The sequence below is a fragment of the Pseudomonas sp. N2-3-1-14 genome (genome assembly GCF_041228395.1).
Lineage (GTDB): Bacteria > Pseudomonadota > Gammaproteobacteria > Pseudomonadales > Pseudomonadaceae > Aquipseudomonas.
This window is the reverse complement of sequence record NZ_CP166199.1, coordinates 1,537,758-1,561,581: the sequence shown is the minus strand read 5'-3', so window position 1 is coordinate 1,561,581 and position 23,824 is coordinate 1,537,758. Positions and strand designations below refer to the sequence as shown.

At 61.1% G+C, this 23,824-nt stretch carries 24 protein-coding genes; 13 read left to right on the top strand and 11 right to left on the bottom strand.

Annotated elements, in window-relative coordinates:
- Nucleotides 1-23 precede the first annotated feature (23 nt).
- The 3 genes from AB5I78_RS07180 to AB5I78_RS07170 are packed head-to-tail and all read left to right on the top strand — an operon-like array spanning nucleotide 24 to nucleotide 2,157.
- Complete coding sequence (locus AB5I78_RS07180) at nucleotides 24-902, top strand: DUF692 domain-containing protein (protein WP_369300765.1); 879 nt, start codon at nucleotides 24-26, stop codon at nucleotides 900-902.
- Nucleotides 899-1,675 carry a putative DNA-binding domain-containing protein gene (locus AB5I78_RS07175; protein WP_369300767.1) on the top strand — a complete coding sequence of 259 codons (777 nt, stop codon included), beginning with the start codon at nucleotides 899-901 and terminating at the stop codon, nucleotides 1,673-1,675. Before AB5I78_RS07180 ends, AB5I78_RS07175 begins: the two co-directional genes overlap by 4 nt.
- The gene (locus tag AB5I78_RS07170) at nucleotides 1,672-2,157 is read left to right on the top strand and encodes a DoxX family protein (protein WP_369300768.1); all 486 of its coding nucleotides are present in this window, start codon (nucleotides 1,672-1,674) and stop codon (nucleotides 2,155-2,157) included. Before AB5I78_RS07175 ends, AB5I78_RS07170 begins: the two co-directional genes overlap by 4 nt.
- Here the strand turns inward: AB5I78_RS07170 and AB5I78_RS07165 are convergent.
- A complete protein-coding gene (locus tag AB5I78_RS07165; protein WP_369300769.1) occupies nucleotides 2,148-3,062 on the bottom strand; it encodes a LysR family transcriptional regulator in 915 nt (304 codons plus the stop codon). The genes AB5I78_RS07170 and AB5I78_RS07165 overlap by 10 nt on opposite strands.
- Nucleotides 3,063-3,165: 103 nt before the next feature.
- Between AB5I78_RS07165 and AB5I78_RS07160 the strand changes: the two genes are divergently transcribed.
- The 3 genes from AB5I78_RS07160 (at nucleotide 3,166) to AB5I78_RS07150 (ending at nucleotide 6,254) form a co-directional block, all read left to right on the top strand.
- Nucleotides 3,166-3,765, top strand: a complete 600-nt coding sequence (locus AB5I78_RS07160) for a short chain dehydrogenase (RefSeq protein WP_262209249.1) — start codon at nucleotides 3,166-3,168, stop codon at nucleotides 3,763-3,765.
- A gap of 97 nt (nucleotides 3,766-3,862) precedes the next feature.
- Nucleotides 3,863-4,534, top strand: coding sequence for a COG3650 family protein (locus tag AB5I78_RS07155; RefSeq protein WP_106577112.1), 672 nt, complete (start codon nucleotides 3,863-3,865; stop codon nucleotides 4,532-4,534).
- A 106-nt stretch (nucleotides 4,535-4,640) separates the two neighbouring features.
- Nucleotides 4,641-6,254 carry an NAD(P)/FAD-dependent oxidoreductase gene (locus tag AB5I78_RS07150; protein ID WP_179606714.1) on the top strand — a complete coding sequence of 538 codons (1,614 nt, stop codon included), beginning with the start codon at nucleotides 4,641-4,643 and terminating at the stop codon, nucleotides 6,252-6,254.
- Between the two features lie 136 nt (nucleotides 6,255-6,390).
- Here the strand turns inward: AB5I78_RS07150 and AB5I78_RS07145 are convergent, their stop codons facing one another.
- A complete protein-coding gene (locus AB5I78_RS07145; RefSeq protein ID WP_369300770.1) occupies nucleotides 6,391-7,485 on the bottom strand; it encodes a PLP-dependent cysteine synthase family protein in 1,095 nt (364 codons plus the stop codon).
- Nucleotides 7,486-7,701: 216 nt separating this feature from the next.
- Here AB5I78_RS07145 and nhaA point away from each other — a divergent pair, with 216 nt between their 5' ends.
- Together nhaA and AB5I78_RS07135 are read left to right on the top strand one after the other, a co-directional pair.
- Entirely contained in the window at nucleotides 7,702-8,877 is a 1,176-nt protein-coding gene (nhaA, locus tag AB5I78_RS07140) for a Na+/H+ antiporter NhaA (protein WP_369300771.1), read from the top strand.
- Between the two features lie 196 nt (nucleotides 8,878-9,073).
- Nucleotides 9,074-10,696: a methyl-accepting chemotaxis protein gene (locus AB5I78_RS07135; protein ID WP_369300772.1), complete on the top strand. Its 1,623-nt coding sequence runs from the start codon at nucleotides 9,074-9,076 to the stop codon at nucleotides 10,694-10,696.
- Nucleotides 10,697-10,784: 88 nt separating this feature from the next.
- On the opposite strand, the gene AB5I78_RS07130 is transcribed toward AB5I78_RS07135, so the two are convergent.
- The 6 genes from AB5I78_RS07130 to dinG form a co-directional block, all read right to left on the bottom strand.
- Nucleotides 10,785-11,249 (bottom strand): glycine zipper 2TM domain-containing protein, encoded by a 465-nt coding sequence (locus AB5I78_RS07130; RefSeq protein WP_003189251.1) that lies wholly within the window; start codon nucleotides 11,247-11,249, stop codon nucleotides 10,785-10,787.
- A 266-nt stretch (nucleotides 11,250-11,515) separates the two neighbouring features.
- Complete coding sequence (pdxH, locus tag AB5I78_RS07125) at nucleotides 11,516-12,163, bottom strand: pyridoxamine 5'-phosphate oxidase (RefSeq protein WP_106577117.1); 648 nt, start codon at nucleotides 12,161-12,163, stop codon at nucleotides 11,516-11,518.
- A gap of 27 nt (nucleotides 12,164-12,190) precedes the next feature.
- Nucleotides 12,191-13,351, bottom strand: a complete 1,161-nt coding sequence (locus AB5I78_RS07120; RefSeq protein ID WP_242194247.1) for an OmpA family protein — start codon at nucleotides 13,349-13,351, stop codon at nucleotides 12,191-12,193.
- A 143-nt stretch (nucleotides 13,352-13,494) separates the two neighbouring features.
- The gene (locus AB5I78_RS07115) at nucleotides 13,495-14,640 is read right to left on the bottom strand and encodes a serine hydrolase domain-containing protein (RefSeq protein ID WP_369300773.1); all 1,146 of its coding nucleotides are present in this window, start codon (nucleotides 14,638-14,640) and stop codon (nucleotides 13,495-13,497) included.
- Nucleotides 14,641-14,722: 82 nt separating this feature from the next.
- Nucleotides 14,723-17,020, bottom strand: a complete 2,298-nt coding sequence (locus AB5I78_RS07110) for a beta-galactosidase (protein WP_369300775.1) — start codon at nucleotides 17,018-17,020, stop codon at nucleotides 14,723-14,725.
- A gap of 98 nt (nucleotides 17,021-17,118) precedes the next feature.
- A complete protein-coding gene (gene dinG, locus AB5I78_RS07105) occupies nucleotides 17,119-19,263 on the bottom strand; it encodes an ATP-dependent DNA helicase DinG (protein WP_119738807.1) in 2,145 nt (714 codons plus the stop codon).
- A 99-nt stretch (nucleotides 19,264-19,362) separates the two neighbouring features.
- Here dinG and AB5I78_RS07100 point away from each other — a divergent pair, with 99 nt between their 5' ends.
- Nucleotides 19,363-19,827: a CopD family protein gene (locus tag AB5I78_RS07100; protein WP_369300776.1), complete on the top strand. Its 465-nt coding sequence runs from the start codon at nucleotides 19,363-19,365 to the stop codon at nucleotides 19,825-19,827.
- 155 nt (nucleotides 19,828-19,982) lie between these two features.
- On the opposite strand, the gene AB5I78_RS07095 is transcribed toward AB5I78_RS07100, so the two are convergent.
- From AB5I78_RS07095 to AB5I78_RS07085, 3 genes are all read right to left on the bottom strand, one after another.
- Nucleotides 19,983-20,741 (bottom strand): collagen-like protein, encoded by a 759-nt coding sequence (locus AB5I78_RS07095; protein ID WP_242194253.1) that lies wholly within the window; start codon nucleotides 20,739-20,741, stop codon nucleotides 19,983-19,985.
- Entirely contained in the window at nucleotides 20,734-21,027 is a 294-nt protein-coding gene (locus AB5I78_RS07090; protein ID WP_145161953.1) for a DUF1145 domain-containing protein, read from the bottom strand. The genes AB5I78_RS07095 and AB5I78_RS07090 overlap by 8 nt, the downstream gene beginning before the upstream one ends.
- Nucleotides 21,028-21,187: 160 nt before the next feature.
- Nucleotides 21,188-21,883: an OmpA family protein gene (locus AB5I78_RS07085; RefSeq protein ID WP_369300778.1), complete on the bottom strand. Its 696-nt coding sequence runs from the start codon at nucleotides 21,881-21,883 to the stop codon at nucleotides 21,188-21,190.
- A gap of 190 nt (nucleotides 21,884-22,073) precedes the next feature.
- Here AB5I78_RS07085 and AB5I78_RS07080 point away from each other — a divergent pair, with 190 nt between their 5' ends.
- The 4 genes from AB5I78_RS07080 to AB5I78_RS07065 are packed head-to-tail and all read left to right on the top strand — an operon-like array spanning nucleotide 22,074 to nucleotide 23,760.
- Nucleotides 22,074-22,571, top strand: coding sequence for a DUF6231 family protein (locus AB5I78_RS07080; RefSeq protein WP_145161948.1), 498 nt, complete (start codon nucleotides 22,074-22,076; stop codon nucleotides 22,569-22,571).
- Nucleotides 22,572-22,573: 2 nt separating this feature from the next.
- On the top strand, nucleotides 22,574-23,044 hold the full coding sequence (locus tag AB5I78_RS07075) for a YchJ family protein (protein WP_145161945.1): 471 nt from the start codon (nucleotides 22,574-22,576) through the stop codon (nucleotides 23,042-23,044).
- Nucleotides 23,045-23,065: 21 nt separating this feature from the next.
- Nucleotides 23,066-23,548, top strand: coding sequence for an LEA type 2 family protein (locus AB5I78_RS07070; protein WP_145161943.1), 483 nt, complete (start codon nucleotides 23,066-23,068; stop codon nucleotides 23,546-23,548).
- A complete protein-coding gene (locus tag AB5I78_RS07065; RefSeq protein WP_369300780.1) occupies nucleotides 23,545-23,760 on the top strand; it encodes an SEC-C metal-binding domain-containing protein in 216 nt (71 codons plus the stop codon). Before AB5I78_RS07070 ends, AB5I78_RS07065 begins: the two co-directional genes overlap by 4 nt.
- The last annotated feature ends 64 nt before the right edge of the window (nucleotides 23,761-23,824 follow it).

Below are 23,824 nucleotides of genomic sequence, written 5' to 3'. Positions count from 1 at the left end.
AACAGCCCGCAGCCTGAGTACTGATGATGACGCTTTTTCCCCAGCACACCGTCTCACCGGCTCAGGTGCCCGGCCTCCCCTATCGGGCCGGGCTGGGGCTGAAGACCGAGCACTTTGTTGAAGTGCTCGAGACCTCGCCCGATATCGGTTTTTTTGAAGTGCACGCCGAAAACTACATGGTGGCCGGCGGGCCGTTCCATCACTACCTGGGGTTGATCCGCGAGCAGTACCCGCTGTCACTGCACGGCGTGGGCCTGTCCATCGGCGGTGAAGGCCCGCTCAACCGTGAGCACCTGGCACGGTTGGCCTTGCTGATCGAACGCTATCAACCCCACTCGTTTTCCGAACACCTGGCCTGGTCGAGCCACGGCCCGGTGTTTCTCAATGACTTGCTGCCCCTGGCCTACGACGCCGCCACACTGAACCGGGTGTGCCAGCACATCGACCAGGTGCAAAGCACGCTCAAGCGGCCGATGCTGCTGGAAAATCCATCGACCTATCTGCAATTCGAGCGCTCCACCCTGGACGAAACGGACTTCATCAGCGAAGTCATCCGCCGCACGGGCTGCGGCCTGCTGCTGGACGTCAACAACGTTTATGTGTCGTGCATTAATCATCAGCGCGAGCCGCTTTCCTACATCGACGCGCTGCCATTACACGCCGTTGGGGAGATACATCTGGCGGGTTTTGCCGAAGACACTGACAGCCTGGGCGATCGCCTGTTGATCGACGACCATGGCGCGCCCATCGATAACGCGGTATGGCAGTTATACGAACAGGTACTCACGCGCACGGGCCCAATGGCCACGCTGATCGAGCGGGATAACCAGGTGCCTGCGTTCAGTGTGCTGCATGCCGAAGCTCAACACGCCGACTGGCATCTGTCGCAGGTGAACGTATGAGCCATCACGCTGCGTTTGCCGACGCCTTGATCGATCCCGACCTGGCGTGCCCCGACGGCCTGTTCAGCCGCAATGGCGCCGACCCGGCCAGCCGTTTTGCGGTGTATCGCAACAATGTCCACAGCGCATTGATCAACGCATTGGCGACCGCTTACCCGGTGACCTTGCAGTTGGTCGGCGATGAGTTTTTTCGCGCCATGGCTGGCCTTTTTGTTCAGGCGAACCCGCCCACCAGCCCACTGATGAGCGAGTACGGCAGCGCGTTCGCAGGGTTTATTCAGGCCTTTGAACCAGCGGCCAGCGTGCCTTACCTGGCTGACGTCGCAAGGCTCGAGCGCTTGCGGGTTTGCGCCTACCACGCGGCAGACACCCAGCCGCTGGACCAGCAAGCCATTCTCCAAACGCTGCAAGGCCAGACAGTCCTGGGCAACCTGCGCCTGCACCTGCATCCATCCCTGGCCACCCTGAATAGCGCTTATGCGGTGGTGGCCGTTTGGGCTGCGCACCAGACCGAAAGTGGCCTGGCCACTCTGAATCCCTGGCACGCCCAAAGCGCGCTGGTGTTACGCCAAGGCTTGGCGGTCAAGGTATTCGCCATCGACAGCGGCTCGGTCGCGTTCATCGACAGCCTGAATCACGGCGCGGCACTGGAGACGGCGGTGCAGCACGCGCTTGAAGCGTCGGCGCAGTTCGACCTGAACCAATGCCTGGCCCTGTTGATCAGCCACGACGCCATCACTCATTTGCACCTGGAACAAAAGGTATTGCCATGAACACATTCCCTTCGAGTCTGGTCAATCGGGTCATCGCACTGTTCGAGAAAATCCCCTACAGCCTGATCGCCTTTCTCGCACGATTTTCCATTGCCGCGGTGTTCTGGAAATCCGGGCAGACCAAGGTCGAGGGCTTTGCCATCGACTTGATCAGCGGCACGTTCCAATTCGGCGAGCCGCGTCTTGCGGCGTCCACACTGCCGCTGTTTCGCAGTGAATACCACGTGCCCTTGCTGTCACCGGAAGTCGCCGCGCACATGGCGGCGTTTGCCGAGCATTTCATCCCGGTGCTGATCCTGGTGGGCTTTGCCACGCGGTTCTCGGCCCTGGCCCTGATCGGCATGACCTTGACCATTCAACTCTTCGTTTATCCGGACGCCTACCCGACCCACGGCACCTGGATCACAGTGCTGCTGCTGTTGGTCGCCAAGGGCCCGGGCTGCCTGTCCATCGACCATTTGATTGCACGCCGCTACCGCTGAAGACGGTCCAGGGCCTCGCCGCCGCGCTTGAACCAATCCACCAGGTAATCGGCCAGCACCTGGGTGCGACGCGGCAAACCACCCTGATACGGGTGAACCAGGTACATCGGCATGCTCCGCGTCTGATAATCGCGCAGGAGCCAGCGCAATCTCCCGTCAGCCAGTTCCGCGGGTAACACGTAGGACGGCAGGCGGGCGATCCCGGCGCCCACCAGTGCGGCCTTTTTCAACAGGTTGTAATGGTTGGAGGCAAAGGTGCCACTGACCCGTACTCGCAGCAGTTCGTGCTGCTGGTGATACAGCCATTCTTCACGCCCGCTGTAGTGGCTGTTGAGCAGGCAGGTGTGCGTTGCCAGGTCTGCCGGGGTCAGCGGCTCGCCGTGTTGCTCCAGGTAGGCCGGGCTGGCGCAGGTCATTTCATGCCAGGCCAGCAGCGGTTTGGCCACCAGGCGCTCGTTTTCGTTGGCGCCGGAACGCACGCCCAAGTCAAACCCATCCCGCGCCAGGTCTCGATACCGGTTGTTCAATTCCAGTTCGATCTGCACCTGGGGGTAATGTTTGGAGAACTCCAGCAGCAAGCCATCGAAGAAGGTTTCTCCCAATGACACCGGAACCGTCATACGCACAGGCCCGGCCAAATCGTCCTTGAGCCGCGCCAATGCCTGACGGGCGCGTTCCACTTGGACCACCAGCGCCTGAGCCTGGGGCAACAGCGCTGCACCGGCTGCGGTCAGGCTGAGCTTGCGGGTGGTGCGGTGCAGCAACACCACGCAAAACTGCGCCTCCAACTGGCTGATACGCTTGGACAACTGGCCCTTGCTGCACCCCAGTTGCTCGGCCGCCAGGGTGAAACTGCCGGCTTCGATCAGAACGGCAAAGGCCGCCAGGTCATCCATCTCGCTCATGGATTGTTTCCATTTGAAAACCAAAGGTTGCCTATTAGCACGTTTATCCACCTGAAAAGCCACACTAGACTGAACCTTCACTTACCCGTGGAGGAACAGCACGATGAAAATTCTATTGATTGGCGCCAGCGGCACGGTCGGCTCGGCAGTCAAGGCAGAACTGGCTCAGCGTCACGACGTGATCAGCATCGGTCGCACACGCGGCGACTTTCAGGTGGATATCAGCGACAGCGCGTCGATCCGCAAGCTGTTTGAACAGACCGGCAAGTTCGATGCCCTGATCTGCGCGGCCGGTAGCGTGAATTTCGTGGCGCTGGGTGAAATGAGCGAAAGCGATTTTGAACTGGGCCTGCGCGACAAGCTGATGGGCCAGGTCAACCTGCTGCTGATCGGCCGCGAATATGCCAACGATGGCGCCTCGTTCACTTTCACCAGCGGCATCCTCAACCGTGACCCGATCCGTACCGGCGCCTCGGCCGCATTGGTCAATGGCGCAATTGACGCCTTCGTCAAAGCCGCGGCGATCGAATTGCCACGCGGCCTGCGCGTCAACGCCGTGAGCCCGACCGTTCTGCTGGAAGCCATGGGCAGCTATGCCCCGTATTTCCGCGGTTACAAACCGGCTCCGGGTGCCGACGTGGCACTGGCCTACGCCAAAAGCGTAGAAGGCTTGCAGACCGGTCAGACGTTTATCGTCGGCTGAATCCGGCGTCTGTCAGATTTGCCTGAAGCAGGGCGCTGGGGTTGTGGTGCGGCGTCAGCCTGCGTAACGTGGCGGCACTTGTTTGGAGACCCGATAAATGCGCGCCGCCCGTACCCTAGTTCTGTTTGCCCTGCTGCCTCTGTTCACCGCTTGCCAGATGTTCGAGAGCGAGCCGGCAAAGCCGTCTACCGCCGGGTTGACCCGCATGCAGGGTGAATTGACGGCCGTTGACGGCAAGCTGTTGTTCCAGCCTTGCGGTGACAAACGCAACTACGTGGTCAACGATGCCGGCGGCACCAGCATCCTGCAGGAAGCCGCCTCACTGGCTGGCCAACAGGGCGCACTGTTTGCCGACTTGCGCGGCAAGTTCTCCGGGGTTGCCACTGGCACCCAGGGGTCGGTAGAGCTGCAACAGCTTTATCGCATGGAGCGTTCGACTTCGGCGTGCAACGACCCGGACTTCAAGCGCATGGTGCTGCGCGCCAATGGCCATAAACCCGCCTGGGCGATGAATGTGACCGCCAAGGGCATGGTGCTGGAGCGCGAAGGTCAGCCACCCTTGGCGGTGCCTTTTGTGGAAGAGCAACTGGGCGACGGCCGTTTCAACCTGATGACCGAAGCCAATAACCAGCACATCGAACTCTGGGTCGCGCCGCAGCGTTGCATCGACAGCGTCAGCGGCAGCCTGCAACACATGACCGCCGAGTTGCGCGTCAACGGCCAAGTGCAGCGTGGTTGTGCGGCATTTGGCGGTTCTCGCGACGACTGATTCGGCCCAACACTGTTTTAACGTGTCGGAAAACCGCCTTTGGGGCTTATAATCGCCGGTTTGCAAAACAGCCGGCCTTTTTGTCTGCCGCCTACCGGATCCCGTCATGTTACGAATCACCGAACTCAAGCTGCCCATCGACCATCCCGAAGAAGACCTGCGGCCTGCCATCGTGCAGCGCCTGGGCATCGCCAGTGATGACCTGCTCGATTTCACCCTGTTCAAACGCAGCTATGACGCCCGCAAAAAGTCGTCGGAGCTGTGCTTCATCTACACCATCGACCTGAATGTGAAAGGCGAAGCCGCCCTGTTGCTCAAGTTCGCCGATGACCGCAACGTCAACCCGGCGCCGGATGTCAGCTACAAGGTGGTGGGTCAGGCGCCGGAAGGCCTGGTCGAACGGCCAATCGTGGTGGGGTTTGGTCCGTGCGGGATTTTCGCCGGGCTGCTGCTCGCGCAGATGGGCTTCAAGCCGATCATCCTCGAGCGCGGCAAGGAAGTGCGCCAGCGCACCAAAGACACCTGGGGCCTGTGGCGCAAAAACGTGCTCAACCCCGAGTCCAACGTGCAGTTTGGTGAAGGCGGCGCCGGGACCTTCTCCGACGGCAAACTCTACAGCCAGATCAAGGACCCGAAATTCCACGGTCGCAAGGTCCTGCACGAGTTCGTCAAGGCCGGTGCGCCGGAAGAGATCCTCTACGTCAGCAAGCCGCACATCGGCACGTTCCGCCTGACCGGCGTGGTCGAAAACATGCGCCAGCAGATCATCGCCCTGGGCGGTGAAGTGCGTTTCGAACAGCGCGTTACCGATGTGCTGATCGAAGACGGCCAGCTGAACGGCGTGGTTATCGACGGTGGCGAGCAACTGCTCTCCAAGCACGTGATCCTGGCCTTGGGCCACAGCGCCCGCGACACCTTCCGCATGCTGCACGGGCGTGGCGTGTACATGGAGGCCAAGCCGTTCTCGGTGGGCTTCAGGATTGAACATCCGCAATCGCTGATCGACGCGGCGCGCCTGGGCAAATACGCCGGGCATCCGAAACTCGGCGCGGCCGACTACAAGCTGGTGCACCACGCCAAGAACGGCCGCTCGGTCTACAGCTTCTGCATGTGCCCGGGCGGCACGGTGGTGGCGGCCACATCCGAGCCGAACCGCGTGGTAACCAACGGCATGAGCCAGTACTCGCGTAACGAACGCAATGCCAACTCCGGCATCGTCGTCGGCATCACGCCGGAGGTGGATTACCCGGGTGGCCCGCTGGCGGGTATCGAGTTGCAGGAGCGCCTGGAGTCCCACGCCTACATCCTCGGCGGCAGCAACTACGAGGCCCCGGCGCAACTGGTGGGGGATTTCATCGCGGGCAAGCCGTCCACGGCCATCGGCAGCGTGGAACCGTCCTACAAGCCAGGCGTGTCGCTGGGTGACTTGGCCCTGGCCTTGCCGGACTTTGCCATCGAAGCAATTCGTGAAGCCTTGCCGGCGTTCGAGAAGCAGATCAAAGGCTACTCGTTGCACGATGCGGTGCTGACCGGGATCGAGACGCGCACATCCTCGCCGCTGCGGATTACCCGTAACGAGTCGATGCAGAGCTTGAACGTGAAAGGTTTGTTCCCAGCCGGTGAAGGCGCGGGTTATGCCGGTGGGATTCTGTCAGCGGGCGTTGACGGAATTCGGATTGCCGAGGCGCTGGCGCGGGATATGCTCGGCATCGAGGCCTAAGCACGCTGTTACAGCCAACCCCGATCAAAGGTGGGAGCTGGCTTGCCTGCGATGGCGGTGGTTCAGTCGATAAGTTCGGCGACTGAGACTCTGCCATCGCAGGCAAGCCAGCTCCCACATTGGTTTTTGCCGGTGTTCAGATGTTTGCGCGCAGGATTGTCTGCGGCAACGGCTCACCGCGTTCAACACTGGCCGCAACGGCCGCAATCAGCCCGCTCAACGCATACCCTTGCCCGGCGAGCCACGCCTGATCGTAGTAAGTAGTGGCATACCGCTCTCCCCCGTCACACAAAATCGCCACGATCGAGCCTGATTCCCCCGCCGCTTGCATGTGCTGGGCCGCCACCAAGGCACCGATCAGGTTAGTCCCGCTGGAACCACCGACCCGCCGCCCCAGACGCTCGGCCAGGTAATGCATGGCTGCCAGTGACAGCGCATCCGGCACCTTGACCATCGCATCAATCACCTTGGGCAAAAACGACGCCTCGACGCGTGGACGACCGATCCCTTCGATCCGCGATCCGCAATCCAGGCGCAAGCTGGCGTCGCCCGTCTGGTAATAGTCAAAGAACACCGAGCGTTCGGCGTCGGCGCACAGCACGCGGGTGCAATGCTGGCGATAGCGTACGTAACGCCCCAGGGTCGCGGTGGTGCCGCCGGTGCCAGGGCTGGAAATCAACCAGCTCGGCTCGGGGTAATGCTCAAAGCGCATCTGTTGAAAGATCGACTCGGCGATATTGTTGTTCGCCCGCCAGTCCGTCGCGCGCTCGGCATAGGTGAATTGGTCCATGAAGTGACCGCCACTTTCCTGCGCCAACCGCTCGGACTCGGCGTAAATCTGCGTCGGATCCTTCACCAGATGGCTCTTGCCGCCGTAGAAGGCGATCTGGGCAATCTTCTCCTGTGACGTGGTGGCCGGCATCACCGCAATGAACGGCAGGCCAAGCAGGCGCGCGAAATACGCTTCCGAAATGGCCGTCGACCCACTGGAGGCCTCAATCACCGGCGCGCCAGGCTTGAGCCAGCCATTACACAGCGCGTACAGAAACAATGAACGGGCCAGCCGATGCTTCAAGCTGCCGGTGGGGTGGCTGGACTCGTCCTTGAAGTACAACTCGATACCCGGCAACCCCGGCAACGGCAAAGGGATCAGGTGCGTGTCGGCGCTGCGCTGGAAGTCCGCTTCAATGATGCGAATGGCTTCGCGGGCCCAGGTACGGTGGTCGCTCATAAGGTGCGTCTCTAAAGATTTCAGCGCCAATTTTAGGGAGTTTCCTACACTGCACACAGATACAGTGGCGACTCAAATAGACACACAATTGCTAGGCTCTGGCGCAACGCCGACTCTGCCCGCCCCTTATAACAAATAAGAATATAACTTTTGTTTTAACAACTAACGGTACGGGTTAGGGTACCCACCTATTGAACCTGGATTGGAGAGCATCCCTTGCCTCTGCGTAGCACTTTCACCCGTTTCTTCCAGCTGGAAGCCGCCAGCGGTCTGTTGTTGATCGCCGCTGCGGCCTTGGCGCTGATCATCAACAATTCACCGTTGTCGCACCTCTACAACGCCTTTCTCGACGTACCAGTGGTGGCACAGATTGGCGCGCTGAAAATCGCCAAGCCTGCCCTGCTGTGGATCAACGACGGCCTGATGGCCTTGTTCTTCCTGCTGATCGGCCTGGAGGTAAAGCGCGAGCTGCTCGATGGTCACCTGTCCAAACCCTCGCAAGTGGTACTGCCGGGCGCCGCAGCCATTGGCGGCATGGTGGTGCCGGCGCTGATCTACTGGGCGATCAACAAGGACTACCCTGCCGCACTCTCCGGCTGGGCGATCCCCATGGCCACCGACATCGCTTTTGCACTGGGCGTGCTGGCCCTGCTGGGCAAGCGTGTGCCGGTGTCGCTGAAACTGTTCCTGATGACCCTGGCTATCATTGATGACCTCGGCGCAATCATCGTCATCGCCGTGTTCTACTCTGCGGACCTGTCCGGCGCTGCTCTGGCGGGTGCAGGCGCATGCCTGATTGCCTTGATCGCAATGAACCGCCTGGGCGTGATCAAACTCGGGCCCTACCTGATCATTGGTCTGATCCTGTGGGTGTGTGTGCTCAAAAGTGGCGTGCACGCCACGCTGGCCGGCGTGACCCTGGCCTTCTGCATCCCGCTGCGCACCAAAAATGCCGAGCCCTCGTCCCTGAAGACACTGGAACACGCCCTGCACCCGTGGGTGGCCTACGCCATCCTGCCGCTGTTTGCCTTCGCCAACGCGGGCGTTTCCCTGGCCGGCGTGAGCCTGGAAAGCTTCACTCACCATGTGCCAATGGGCATCGCCGCCGGCCTGTTGATCGGCAAGACCATCGGCGTGTTCGGCCTCACCTGGCTCGCCATCAAGACCGGCCTTGCCGCGCTGCCCAGCGGCGCGAACTGGGGCCAGGTGTTCGGGGTGGCGATCCTGTGCGGTATCGGCTTTACCATGAGCCTGTTTGTCGGCTCACTGGCGTTCGTGCCGGGTGCCAGCGAATTCGCCGGGGAGGATCGAATGGGCATTCTGACCGGGTCGATCCTGGCCGCGTGTATGGGTTATGCCGTGACCGCGATGGCGAGTCGCAAGAAAGCCTAAGGGTTCTGAAGGCACCCAAAAGCCCCAATCGGTGAGCCCGATTGGGGTTTTTCTCTTTCTGAAGAGGACACTTGCCTCAAACGCCTAAAGACTTTGCGCGCGCCGCCGACTAGTGATTGTGTCGCTAGCACTGTTCCTGCCAGGGACACCCGCCGACACAGCTCTCCAACGCGTATCCAGCCCGAGCGAAAATCCCATGTTCCTGAGAAATATAAGAATCGCTGCCAGAGCCTTCATTGGCTTCGCAGCTATTGCGTCGCTGAGTGTGTTTCTCGGTCTGTTCGCCCTCAAGCAGATTGGCGAAGTCCAGTCCCAGGCTGCCGACATCCAGAACAACTGGATGCAGCGTGTCAGGATTCTGGCCCTGGCCAACGCGTCGCTCGACCGTTTTCGCTTGGGCGAAATGGCGCACATCCTGTCGGCAAGCGATGCGGAGATGCAGACCTATGAAGACAAATCCGCTGGCCGCCTGAAAAGCGTCAAGGAACAGCTGACCCAATATGCCGCGCTGCTACGCACATCCGAGGAAAAATCGCGACTGGATGTGTTCAACCAAAGCCTGGATGCCTACGCGAAGAACCATACCGAAATGCTCAAGCGCTCGCGCTCGGGCGACAAAGCCGGCGCCCGCGACTTTCTCAACAGCATTCGAGAAAGCTACGAGCAGATGACCAAGAACTTCGACCAGTTGATCGACCTCGCCAACAAAGGCGCCGAACAGGCCGGCCAAACCTCCGTAGGCTCTTACCAACATGCGGTGAGCGGCATCACCATCGTCATCTTGCTGGTCAGTGCCGGCACAGTGCTGGTGGCCTGGTTACTGACCCGCAGCATTACCGGCCCCATCATTGAAGCGGTGCAGGTGGCCGAAACCATCGCCAAGGGCGACCTCACCCATCCCATAAACCCTACGGGCAATGACGAAGCCACCCGCCTGCTGCGGGCGCAAGAAACCATGCGAAACAACCTGGTGCAGACCTTGCGGCAAATCACCGGCTCATCCAGCCAGCTAGCCGCTGCGGCCGAAGAGTTGAATGCCGTCACCGCCGAGGGTAGCCGCGACCTGCAACAGCAACATGGCGAAATCGAGCAGGCAGCCACGGCTGTCACTCAGATGACCACCGCGATTGAGGAGGTTGCGCGAAACGCGGCATCGACCTCCGACCTGTCCCAGGAATCGCGCAGCATTGCGTTGAAGGGCCAACAGCGCATGGGCGAGGCATTGAATTCGATCCAGGCGCTGACCCGTGGGGTCGAGGTCAGCTCAGGGCAAGTTGGCGGCCTCGCCGAACAGGCTAAAGGCATCGGCAAAGTACTCGATGTGATCCGCACCATTGCCGAGCAAACCAACCTGCTGGCGCTTAACGCCGCCATCGAAGCTGCGCGTGCCGGTGAGGCCGGACGTGGTTTCGCCGTGGTCGCTGACGAGGTTCGTGCACTGGCCCATCGCACCGCCCAATCGACCCAGGAAATCGAGCAGATGATCGGCAGCATTCAGGCCAACACGGCCAGCACCGTCAACACCATGCTCGACAGCAGCGCCATGACTCAGCAAACCTTGGGGCTGGCCGAGCTGGCGCAACAAGCGCTGGCTGACATTCTGGCTGCCAACGATGAGATCAATGACCGCAACCTGGTGATTACCACGGCGGCGGCGGAACAAGCCGACGTTGCTCGAGCAGTCGATCGCAACTTGCTGAACATTCAGCAGCTGTCGATTCAGTCGGCAGAGGGCTCGACTCAAACGACTGCAGCCTCGCAATCCCTCGCCAGCCTGGCGCATGAGTTGAACACGATGGTCAAGCACTTCCAGGTTTGACGTCACGCAGCGTGCGCGGCACGCCGCGCCTGCAATAAAAAACCCCAACCGATCACTCGGTTGGGGTTTTGTATTTCAGGGCCGGCGTTTAGCGAGTAACGCGGCTGGTACCGTCAACGGTCATGATGCGTACACGGTCGCCGATGCGGAAGATTTCATTTTCCTGCACGGCTTGTACGTAGGCACGCATGCTGCCGTCGTCTTCGCGAACGGTGATTTCCACACCTTGGGTGCGGGTCAGGCCTTCTTCGGTGGCCGAGCCCAGCAGGCCGCCGGCTACGGCGCCGATCACGGCGGTAACAATGCTGCCACGGCCGCCGCCGATGGCGCTGCCGCCAACGCCGCCGATGACTGCGCCAGCAGCGCCGCCAATTGGGGTCTTGGTGCCTTCGATTTTCACTGGACGCAGGGATTCAATGGTGCCCATGCGAACGGTCTGTACACGACGCGCCTCGTCACGGGAGTACGAGTCGCCGGTCAGACTCGAGGCGCAGCCACCCAACAGCAACGACAGGGTGGTAAAGCAGGCAACTAGTAAAACGGACTTACGCATAGCATCAACTCCAAAGGACAGGTATTCATTAGACGCTGCGGCTTGGCGCCTGTCACGGCGAGCACCGCAGAAAATTGCTTTCATTCAGCCTTAGTACAGACTGCCAGCACCAGAAAAATAGACGAACGGTTGCACTCAACTGTTCCGAAGAATGTCATGGACGCGTTCATCATTATTGTAGTCGCGCAGCAGCACACGCCGAAGACTTATGGATAAAGACTTCGCCGTGGCGGGCAACATTCGAACGAGGTGACGAAAGGTGAAACTCAGGGCGCGAGGCGCTCACGAGTCCACTCGCCGGCTTGCAGGCGGTAGTTGAGGCGATCATGCAGGCGACTGGCGCGACCCTGCCAGAACTCGATGCGCTCGGGCAGCAGGCGATACCCGCCCCAATGCTCAGGGCAATCGGGTTGGATGTCGCTGAAACGCTGCTCTGTAGCCTTGAGCAAGTCTTGCAGCTCTTCGCGATCACGGATGACCCGGCTCTGCGGCGACGCCCAAGCCCCAAGACGGCTGCCCAACGGGCGGACCTGAAAATAAGCATCCGACTCTTCGGGCGTGACCTTGACCACCCGCCCTTCGATGCGCACCTGGCGCTCCAGGGTGGGCCAAAAGAAGGTCATGGCTGCAAACGGCTGTGCCGCAAGCTGTTCGCCTTTGGCACTCTGATAATTGGTGAAGAAGGTAAAACCCTGTGTATCCAGGCCCTTGAGCAGCAGGATACGACAGTGCGGACGACCGTCCTGGTCGACCGTGGCCAGAGTCATGGCATTGGCTTCCACCGGTGGCTGCTCGGTTTTCACCGCATCGGCAAACCACTGGTGGAACAATGCAAACGGCTCGCCCGGGGCCTGGGCCTCGCTCAAACCGTCCCGTGTGTAGTCACGGCGCATATCGGCCAGTGCCTGGGTCATGCGGCTTTATCCTTCTGGTTCAGCAGATCAGTTTTTCGCCTGGTCGTTTGTCGCTGGAGCGTCGGCCTTGGGTGCGGCTTTTTTCGCGGCCGGCTTGGCGGCCGCTTTTTTCGCAACGGGCTTGGCAGCGGCTTTCTTGACCGGAGCCTTTTTCGCCGGGGCGGCTTTTTTCGCAGCAGGCGCCGGTACGGGAGCGGGTGCGGTCTGCACGGCAACCATTTCCGCAACCGGTGGCTTGCCCGAGTTGTACTTGCTCAACAACGCCAACATCGTTGTACGCTGAGTGAACATGATTTCCATGCGACGGTTCAGCGCACGCCCCTGATTGCTATCGTTGGCAGCCCGCGGCATAAGGTCGCCCATGCCACGCATCATCAGGCGATCCTGCTTCAAGCCGCTGAGGCTGAAAATCGAAGCGATGGACTGCGCGCGCTCGCGGGTCAACGCCTGGCTCGCGGGCTCGGCACCATTGGTGTCGACGTGGCCTAAGACCAACACAGCGGTCTTCGGATCGCCTTCAACCGCCTTGGCCACGCGAGTGAACGGGCCCAACGTAACCGGCAGCAGCATTGCCGGGCGTTTCGGGTTGTAAGAGCCATCAACCGGGGCGATCACGACCAATACGTTCTCGCGACGCTCCAATTGCAGGTTGCTGTCCTTGATGGCCGCACGCAGGCGCGGCTCATAGTCGTCCAGCCAGGCTTGAGTGATTTTCGGGTCAGGCATCGGCACGTTGGTCACGTCGACCTTGGCCAATGGTTTTGGCTTGCTTTCGAAAGGCCACCACCACTTGGTGTCGGTGTCGGTCTTGGCGACGGCCGGGGTCGTCGGGTCTGCAGCCTTGAGGTCGGCTTTCAGATCGGCTTTGGCATCAGCTGCTTTTTCATCGGCGCTTTTAGAAGCGAACGGCCACCAGCTGGAGCCGGTCTCGGCCTTGGCTACGGGCGCAGGGGCGGCAGCAGCGGCAGGCGCTGGAGCAGCGGCGGCGGCAACCGGGGCTGCAGGCTTGGCGCCAGCGGCTGGTTTTGCATCCGGCATGGCGTCGGTTTTGGTTACTGCGTCCTTGGTAGCAGCCTTGTCTGATCCAAATGACCACCAATGCCCACCTTCGGCATCATTTTGTGGAGTTTGTGCGCAACCCGTAATTGTGAGGCACAGCGCCAGTGCCAAGGACTTGTTCGATAACATGAGATATCCACAAAATGAGAAAAAACCGGAGGGTCTGATTGACCCGTTAAACAGACGCTTACAGAACATTAAAGTTACAAAATTTCGTTCAGCGCCTTCTTATAGTTGCCTTTGTAACAAAAAAACGTGAAACAGCAAGCTCTTTACAGACAACCGGCCAATATTCCGACCAACTTCTGTGCACGCGGGTCCATAAGTACATAAGGCCCCAGTGTATTAGTCACGAAACCAAATGCTACATCATGTTCCGGATCGGCAAAACCGACCGAACCACCCGCCCCCGGATGCCCAAACGCACGTGGGCCAAGGCCGAACGTCGCATTGGGCAAGTGCGGTTGATCCAACATGCAGCCCAAGCCGAAACGGGTTTGTGTCAATAAAGTTTTATCCGGCCCGATACTGTGTTCGCGGGTCAATTGTTCGAGCATGTCCGCTTCGAGCAAACTACCGTCCAACAATCCGCTATAAAAGCCCGCCAGGCTACGCGCATTACCGTGACCATTTGCCGCCGGCTGCTGCATGCGCCGCCATTCGGGCTTATTAGTGCTTGTCAGAATAGACGGTGGGTTGGCAAATGCACGCGTAGTCATGGCCGCAGGTTCGCGCATCATAACTTGCAATAATCGTTGAGCGGCTTCATCGCCCATATTGCCTTTGCCGCGCGCTATATGCGCAACGCGATAAAACTCTTCGTCCGCCAGGCCAACATGAAAGTCCAGCCCCAATGGCCGCGCAACCCGCGCAACAATTGATTCACCGGGCCCACGCCCGTCGGCGCGACGCAACAATTCACCGACCAGCCACCCATATGTGATGGCCTCGTAACCGTGGCCTTGGCCGGGCGTCCACCATGGGGCTTCGGCCGCCAGGGTGTCGACCATCAGTTGCCAGTCATAGAGGGCTTCGGCGGGGAGCATTTCGCGAATCGCCGGCAACCCGGCCTGGTGGCAGAGCAGCTGGCGCAGGGTGATGGCTTCCTTACCGGCTGCGGCAAACTCGGGCCAGTAGTTGGCGACAGGGGCGTCGAGTTGCAACTTGCCCTCGGCCACCAATTGCAGGGCCGTCACGGCGGTGAAGGTCTTGGTGCAGGAAAACAGATTGACGATGGTGTCGCTGTGCCAGGCCTCGGCACCGTCCTTGTCGGCGGTGCCGGCCCACAGGTCGACAACGGTTTCGCCGCCGATCTGGATACACAGCCCGGCACCACGCTCCTGCGGGTCATCGAACAACGCGGCGAATGCCTCACGTACCGCTTCGAACTGGAGCTCGTAATGACCCTGAATCTGCACCTAAGCCGCCTCGGAAAACACCGTAATAAGTGGCCGACATTGTTCCAGTCATTGGCGGTTTTGTGAACCCGTCAAATATGAATCAATGGCCATTTCCAGAGTGACCGCCAGCATGCCCGGCGCCCTGCCCCGCGCCTCTGCCGTCGTGCCCCGACTTGCCGGCTTCGCTCTCACGCACCCCGCTGGCGGCCTTGGCTTTTTCGGCTTCCTTGCCCAGTTGGTCGACGGCCGCCAGGTTGCTCTTGCGCACGCTGTCGACAAAGCCCTGGAACGGCACATCCGTGATGCCTACAAGGCCAAAGTGGCCGTTTTCACCGTCCAGCAGACGCCCCGTCACCGGTTGGTCCAGGTATTGGAACCAATGCACGCCGACGATCGACGGCTCAGCCATGGCTTGCTTGAGGAAGTTGCTGTACGCCACGCCACGGTCTTCTTCCTTGGCCAACTGAGTCACGCCGCCCCAGAACGGACCGCGATCCGCCGAGCCGAAGTTGAACTCGGTGATCAGTACCGGCTTATCCAACGCGCGCAGGGCGGCGAAGTCGTAACCGTCCTGAGGCTTGAGGGTGTACATGTTGAAGCTCAGCACATCGCAATACTGGGCGCACGACGCCACGGCTTCCGGGGTGCTGACGGCGTAGCGGCCACCCAGCAGGAGCTGGTTGGGCGCGTGCCACTTCAACGAATCGGAGATGGTCTTGAAATAGGCATCGGCGAAGGTCTTCTGGAAGTATTTGAAGTCCGCTTCGATTTCCGGGTGCTCAGGGCTCGGCATCGGCGGCTCGAAGCCCGGGTCTTCCATCAGCTCCCAGCCCGACAGGTGAATGCCCCAGGCTTTGGAGAGTCCTTCTTCGTTACGGTATTTGTCACGCAGTTGTTTAAGGAACGCACGTTTGGCCGGCACGTCGGTGGTCATGCGCAAGGTCCCGTAGGCCAGGGCGTAACGCGATTTTGGATCGTCGCCAGGGCCGGCCCAGGCCAGCTCGTTGTCGGCAAAAAAGCCGATCAGCCACGGGTCGTCGCGGTGATCGCGGGCCGCGATCGCCACCGCGCGCTCGGTGGCCATGGCGAAACGCGGGTCGAACGGGTCGGGCATGCCGCCCCACCAGTCAGTGCCGGTGCTGATGCTGGCGTAGTCACCGACAATCGACAGCGGCAAGGTGTACGGCACGCGGTCGGCGCTGGCCAAATCCTCGTCGCTCCAGTTGCCCACGGTGTTGAAACCCCAGGCTTGCAGGCGGTCCAGCGTGTGCGTGACCCAGCGCTTGTGATCAAAACCCTGCGTGTCATAGGTGCGCTGCAGGTTGGCGCCATAGAAGTCGTACCAACGCCCCACATTAAAGCCCCGGCCCTGGTCAGCGCCGTTGCCGCCACGGTTATCCGCACTGCCGTAATACTTGTCGAACGGCTCACCGGACTTGGGCAGCGCGGCAAACATCCATTCGCGGCCGGCCACGTAGGTTTGGTTATCGTCCGGAGCAACCGTATTGACGCCCAGGGAGTAGAACGGATGGCCTTCCGGCGTCACCAGGTACCAGCGCCCGTCGCGCTTCTCGGTGCGGAAAAAGCCGCTTGCTTCGAACGCGGGGCCTTTGTTCCAGCCGCCATATTGGTCCAGGGCAGACTTGTCGCGCTCAGCCAGCCAGCCCTTGAGCTGTTGCTGCTCCTTGGCCGCAGCGGCTTTGAGTTGTTCATCGCTGCTGACTTTTTCCGGCCAACGCGCGCGCGTGGACTGACCATACGCATCTACCAGTGCGCTGTAGGCAGCCTTCAGCACCGACTCGCTTTCCTGCACGCCAAAGCGTTCCAGCAGGATGCTTTGGGCCGCATTGGGCTTGATCATCGACAGGGTGACCGACGCCACCTGGCTACGATCGATTGCCCCGGCGCTGCTGGCCAACAGCACACGCTGGCCCTCCACAGTAATCGGCATCGGCGGCCCGGCCTTCATGCCCTGGCTCAGTGGCGAGTTGGCCTGCAGCGGAATCAGCAGGGTTTGGGCGGGGCCGGCCGGCAGGTCGATGCGGCTGACCAGCGTCTGGCCGTCGGTGCTCTGCACCTTGACGTAGAGGGTCAGCGCCCAGTCCATGGCACTTTGGATACGCAGGCTCATGGCGCCGGACTGCGACCAGTCCCACACGCCGGTCTGCGGGCTGAGCACCAGGCTCGGTTCGGCCGCCGGGTTGAAGGTAATGCGGCGCAGCACCTCGCCCTCAGCGGTTTGTTCGGCGTTGTATTGCGGCAGGCTCGCGTCCTGGGTCGCGACCTTGACCACATCGGCAGGCCGGACGAAATTGAACAGCGTTTGTTGCCCGGCAGGCGCGGCCATCAAGGGCGCGGCGAACAACAAGGCAAACAGAGCGGGCAGCGTGCGAATCATACGAACAAGGTTCTCCCAAACGGCCGGTGAATGGCCTGATGACGTAAAGCGTTGGCAGTGAGATAGACCACGAAGTGGGCGAATTCGCCCACAGTGGTTTAAGAAATTTCGCGCCTGAAAGGCGGCAAAGCATTGAGGATAGCCTTGCCATAGCGTTGCGTGACCAAACGGCGGTCGAGCAAGGTGATGGTGCCCCGGTCTTCCTCGGTACGCAGCAAGCGCCCGCAGGCCTGGACCAGCTTCAGGGAAGCATCCGGCACCGAGATTTCCATGAACGGGTTACCGCCACGGGCTTCGATCCATTCGGCCAAGGCCGCCTCGACCGGGTCATCCGGTACCGAGAACGGGATCTTGGCGATCACCACGTGTTCACAGTAGGCACCGGGCAAGTCCACGCCTTCGGCGAAACTGGCCAGGCCGAACAACACGCTGGAATCACCGCCATCAACACGCGCTTTGTGCTTGTTCAAGGTTTCCTGCTTGGACAGGTTGCCCTGGATGAACACCTGCTTGCGCCAGTCGCGGTCAAGGCCGTCGAACACGTCCTGCATCTGTTTACGCGAGGAGAACAGCACCAGGGTGCCGCGTGAACCTTCCACCAGGTCCGGCAAGTCGCGGATGATCGCGGCGGTGTGCGCGGCCGCGTCGCGAGGGTCGGCCTTGAGGTCCGGCACTCGCAGCACACCGGCATCGGCATGGTGAAACGGGCTCGGCACCACGGCGGTGACGGCCTTTTTCGGCAGGCCGGCACGCATGCGGAAGCGGTCGAAAGTGCCCAGCGCGGTCAGCGTGGCCGAGGTTACCAGGCAGCCGTAGGCCACGTTCCACAGGTTGCGGCGCAGCATTTCGGCGGCGAGGATCGGGCTGGCGTTGACCTCGATATCAAACAGCGCACCGCTTTCGGACAAGGTCAGCCAGCGCGCCATGGGCGGGTTGTCTTCCGGGTCTTCGACCGTAAAGGCGGTCCACAGCTCCCAATTGCCCTGGGCGCGCGACAGCAGGCTGCCGAACAGGGGGTACCATTCCTCGGCCTGGTTGCTGGCGATACCGATGTTGACCTCGCCGTCCATGCCTTCCTTGAGCAGGTCGGTAAGGCGGGTGAACAGGTCGGTCAGCCGTGAGAAGCCTTTCTTCAGCTCGATACCCATTTCACGCATGTGCTCGGGGATCAAACCGCCGACGAAGCGATGACGCGGCCGTTCGCGGCCTTCGACGTCTTCGCCGGGTTTGAAGTCGGCGACCTGCTCGCAGGCGCTGAACATGAATTGCTGCTGAGTCTTGATCTCGCGCGCCAGCTCCGGCACCTGCTCGATCAGCTTGCCCAGATCGCCGGGCAACGGGTGCTGGGCGAGCAATTTGGTCAGGTTCTTGGCGGTGGTTTCGAGCCAGTCGGCGGTGGAACGCAAACGGGTGTAGTGAGCGAAATGGCCGATGGCCTTATCGGGCAAGTGGTGCCCTTCGTCGAATACGTAAAGGGTGTCGCGCGGGTCCGGCAACACAGCGCCGCCGCCCAGGGCCAGGTCAGCCAGGACCATGTCGTGGTTGGTGACAATCACGTCGACCTTGCCCATGCCCTCGCGGGCCTTGTAGAAGGCGCACTGGCCGAAGTTGGGGCAATGCCGGTTGGTGCACTGGCTGTGGTCAGTGGTCAGGCGCGCCCAATCGGCGTCTTCCAGGGCGGTGGGCCAGCTGTCGCGGTCGCCATCCCATTTGTTGCCGGCAAGTTTCTCGATCATGCTGGTAAACAGCTTCTGGCTGACTTCATCAACCTCGATCTTGAAGCCTTCCTCTTCGAACAGCGATGCCGTGGCGGTCTGGGCGTGACCTTCCTGCAGCAATACGTCGAGCTTGGACAGGCACATGTAGCGGCCACGGCCCTTGGCCAGCGCGAAGGTGAAATTCAGGCCGCTGTTGCGCATCAGGTCGGGCAGGTCTTTGTAGACGATCTGCTCCTGCAGGGCGACGGTGGCGGTGGCAATCACCAGGCGCTTGCCGGCGGCCTTGGCGGTAGGAATCGCGGCCAGGCTGTAGGCCACGGTTTTGCCGGTACCGGTGCCGGCCTCGACGGCCACGACCGCGGGGTCGCCACTGCGCCGACCTTCGTCGTCGGTGTCGATATCCCCGAGGACTTTGGCCACTTCGGCGATCATCAGGCGTTGGCCGTAGCGCGGTTTCAAGCTCTTGGCTTCGAGAAAACGCGAATAGGCGCCCTGGATCGTGGTTTTGAGTTCAGTGCTGATCATGGATAGTCGGGCGCAAAAAACGCTGGATAAATTTTCAGTGGTTCGGATCGGCCGCTATCATACCCCGCTAATTAATCCCGCGCAGAACGGAGTACCACAATGACCGCGTTTAGCCTCGCTTACACCCTGCATGTATTGGCCGCCCTGGTGTGGGTCGGCGGTATGTTTTTCGCCTGGATGATCCTGCGCCCCGCCGCCATGGCGGCACTTGAGGGCCCTGCCCGGCTCAAGCTGTGGGCGAATGTGTTTCAACGTTTTTTCGTGTGGGTCTGGGTGGCGGTGCTGGTTTTGCCGATCAGCGGCATCGGCCTGCTGCAACTGCGCTTCAGTGGTTTTGAGACCGCACCGCGCTATGTGCAGGTGATGATGGGCTTGTATCTGGTGATGACCGCGCTGTTTATCCGTATCCAGGCGTTGAAATTTCCGGAACTGCGCACAGCGGTAGCGGCCGAGGACTGGCCGGCGGGTGCGGCTGCGCTGGGGCAGATTCGCAAGCTGGTGGGGATTAACCTGATTATCGGGCTGGTGGTGGTGGCGATTGCTTCGGCTCGGTCGGTGTTCTGAAGCTGCCGACTACGGTGGCGAGCGGGCTTGCCCCGCGTTGGGCTGCGAAGCAGCCCTGAAACCAGACGGCGCGTAACATCTGTAAAAACGCGGTGGCCTTATTGGGGCTGCTTCGCAGCACAACGCGGGGCAAGCCCGCTCGCCACAATGAGGCGTTAGAGCCTTTGAATAGTCACAGCACCCGCAGGCCCAGCCGGCCCCGGTTGCCCTTCCAGCCCTGGCCGGCCCTTCTGGCCACCATCGGCGCGGTACACCAGGCAGCCCTTGGATTGCCCACCTTTGCCCGGTTTACCGGCCGTGCCTGCCAAACCGCCCGCACCGCCATCCACCCAGACCTTGATCTGCTCGGCCGGGAAGCTCTGCGGCAGCTCGACGCGTACGGTCGCGCCCGCTGCGCCTGGCAGGCCATCACCGCCATTGTCGCCATTGGCGCCGCGCCCGGCTGAACCCCAGGTGCAGCCCGGGTCCACGCCATTGGCGCCATCCAGGCCGGCATAGCCTTGGGCCCCGGCGCCGCCACGGGCGTCCACCGACAGTTCATCAGCGGTCAGCACGTTGATGCGCAGGACCAAGTCACGCCCCGCCTTGGCGGGTCTTTCGTGGGTGCCGGGAGCACCGCGCGAAGTGATCTGGCTGCCATGTTCCAGTTGCGCATTACGCACTTGCAACTGCAGCGCGGTATTGCCGGGGGCGATGGCGATCCGCGCTTCACGGCCCAAATGCAGCTCATCCACCGTCACTTGGCTGATGGTCGCCGGAACCAGCAACGTGCCGTAATCCGCCACATCCAGGCGCTCGAGCTGCAAAACGTTGGTGCTGCTGGGCAGGCGCATCAGCGAGTTGGTTTCAACACTGACGCTCTGCGCCAGGGCAATGGGGCTGACCAACAGGGCCAACAGAAAAACCTTACGCATGATTGGCCTCCTTGTTTGCTTCATCAATAACGGCAGGTGCCGACAGGCCCCGCACATGGAACATCCCCACCAGCAGAATCTGCAGGCGGTCACGCCAGGGGTGGGCACGGTGTTTCAGGCTGCTGTTGAACAACAGCAATTCCAACAGATGAGTAAGCAACAGCAGACTGCCGGCCAGACTGACCAACAGGTGAAACGGATTGGCGAGCGGCCGGAATAAATTGACCACCACCACAACCCAGAACAGCAACGTCAAAAACTTTCCCAGCCCCCAAAACACCTTCATCCTGCATGCCCCTGCCTATTATTCTTTGGGCGCACAGTACCGACTTCTGCAGGCGATTTGCCAGTGAAGGATGAAAAAACTTGATAAAGGCACGGTTTGCTTGCGGTTTCGGCGAGGATCGCCAGCAATGCCCCTGTGGCTCCCACAGGAGCAAAGGCCGTCAGCGGTTGATTTTGATTTCCACACGACGGTTCAAGGCTCGACCGTCAGCGGTTTTGTTATCGGCCACCGGCTGACTTTCGCCCGCGCCCACCACCGATACAAAGTTGCTGCGCGGCACGCCCGCGCTCACCAGGTAATCGGTGACCGAGTGCGCGCGTTTTTCCGAGAGTTTCTGGTTGTAGGCGTCTTTGCCGACGCTGTCGGTATGCCCGCTGACCCGCAGCTGCGCGCTCGGGGCTTCACGTTTGAGGCGCGTGGCGATGGTGTCGAGCTTGGTTTTATCCGCCGCCGTCAGCCTGGCCGAGTCGAACTCAAAGTGCACATCGCGGATCACGATGGTTTCTTCCTTGACCACGACCACCTCTTCCACCACGGCCGCCACCGGCACAGGTGGGCAGCCGTTGACATCAACCTGCACGCCCTTGGGCGTGCCCGGGCACTTGTCGCGGCTGTCCGGCACGCCATCGCCATCTTCGTCGCCATCACCGTGCACCCAGCAATAGGCGCCAGCCATGCCGCCGACCAGCAGCGCGCCATAACCCGCGTATGCCGAACTTTGAGTGGCGCCAATCGCTGCGCCGGTCACACCACCGACGGCTGCACAGGTGGGCCAATCGGTTTTTTGCAAACCTGCGCAACCTGTCAATACTCCGGTTAGCAGAACCAAGGGTAGAGCTGTCCGCATGATGCTCATCTGATTTCTCCTGAGGGGATCGGCGGGGGCCGACGGGTGGAGTAAAGACCGCTCTTTTCATCTGCGCCACTGCGCCGCACCCCCGTGTTTATTGGAGATCGCCCTGTGTGCAGGACTTTTGCACGCCGCCCGCTCTAGGCCCGCACGCTCAGCCGCGCTAGTCTCTAGGGTCCTGATGTGAGGATCTCTGATGACCGCTGGTATTTCTTCCCGTACGCCACAGCAAGCGCTGGCCGCCTTGCTGGATTTGCACCAGCCCAAACGCCTGTTGTTGTTGGGTGCCAGCCAGTTCCCGGCGCTGGAGGCCTTCGAGGCCGAGCACCCGGACACCCAGGTAGCGATTGCCGCGCCCGGGCCGTTACCGGCAGAACTTGCGGCGCAGCGTTTTGACCTGGCGCTGGTGGTCGATTGCCTGGAGCACCTGTCAAAACCGCAAGGCCTGACGCTGCTCGGCGGCATTCGCAACCTCAATGCCAGTCGCATTGCGGTGCTGGCAGACCTGAACGCCTGCGGCTGGAAGGAAACCGATTTTTTCTCTCTGGCGCTGCAAGCCGGTGAGCGTTTCCAGCGTGATGATCAGGTTCTGACGCTGTTTACCTATGATCTGCTTGACTATAAACAAGTGCCGGACTGGCTCAACGCCCGCTTCTGGGCCAACCCGGAAAACTTCGGAAAGTATTGGTGGTAACCATGAGTACACCCATTTGCCCGTGCGGCAGCGGCAATCTGCTGGATGCGTGCTGCGGCCATTATCACGCCGGCCACCCGGCGCCCTGCGCCACCGCGTTGATGCGTTCGCGCTATAGCGCCTACGTGCTGGGGTTGGTGGACTACCTGGTAGCCACTACTTTGCCCGCGCAACAAGCCGGACTGGACCGCGCCGCCATCGGCGCCTGGAGTGCGCAGAGCACCTGGCTCGGCCTTGAAGTGGAAAGCTCCGAAGTGTTTGGCGGCCAGCCGGAGCATGCGTTCGTGACGTTCACCGCTCGCTGGCATGACAGCACCGGGGAACACAGCCACCGCGAGCAGTCCTCTTTCGTACAGAATGAGGGGCGCTGGTACTTCATCGACCCGACAGTGGAGGTGAAGGCCGGGCGCAATGATGTATGTTTGTGCGGCAGTGGGCAGAAATTCAAGAAGTGTTGCTCCAGCTACCTCTAATCAACTGACAGGGAAAACGCCATGCTCCGGATGTACAGCTTGATGCTGGCGTTGACCCTGGGCCTCACCGGGTGCGCGTCCTGGTTCGAGGACAGCGCGCCCCCGCCTCATGTCTCCCTGGTGAAGGTTGAAGTGGTGCGCGCCAAATTGCTCGAGCAGCGCTTCAAGCTGTACTTTCGCGTGGATAACCGCGACGACGCCGACCTCACGGTGCGCGGCCTGATCTACAAAGTCAGCCTGGGCGATTTTGTGCTGACCGAGGGCGAGTCCAACGAATGGCTGACCGTACCACCGCGCGGCCATGCTTTTTTTCGGGTGAAGGTGCGGACCAACCTCTGGCCGCAGATACGCGATGTGGTACAGATGCTTAAAAACCCGAGCAAACCCGTGCCCTATCGCCTGGAAGGCGAGCTGAAAACCGGATTATTCATCGGTAATGACGTGCAGGTGAACCACAATGGCGAGATAATCCCCGGCGATTTTATTCCGGAGCGACATCGATGACTCAGCAACCCCATGTCCATGGTCCTGACTGCAACCACGATCACGACCACCATGATCATCATGATCATGATCATGACCACGGCCATGTCCACGGCCCGAACTGCGGCCACGCTCACCAGGAGCCGGTGCGCAACGCCCTGAAAGACGTCGGCCGCAACGATCCTTGCCCATGCGGCAGCGAGAAAAAATTCAAGAAGTGCCACGGGGCCTGATGCCCTGCCCCCGCAGAAGCCGGCTTGCTATGGCAAGCTGGCTTGGTGTGGCGAGCTGGCTTGG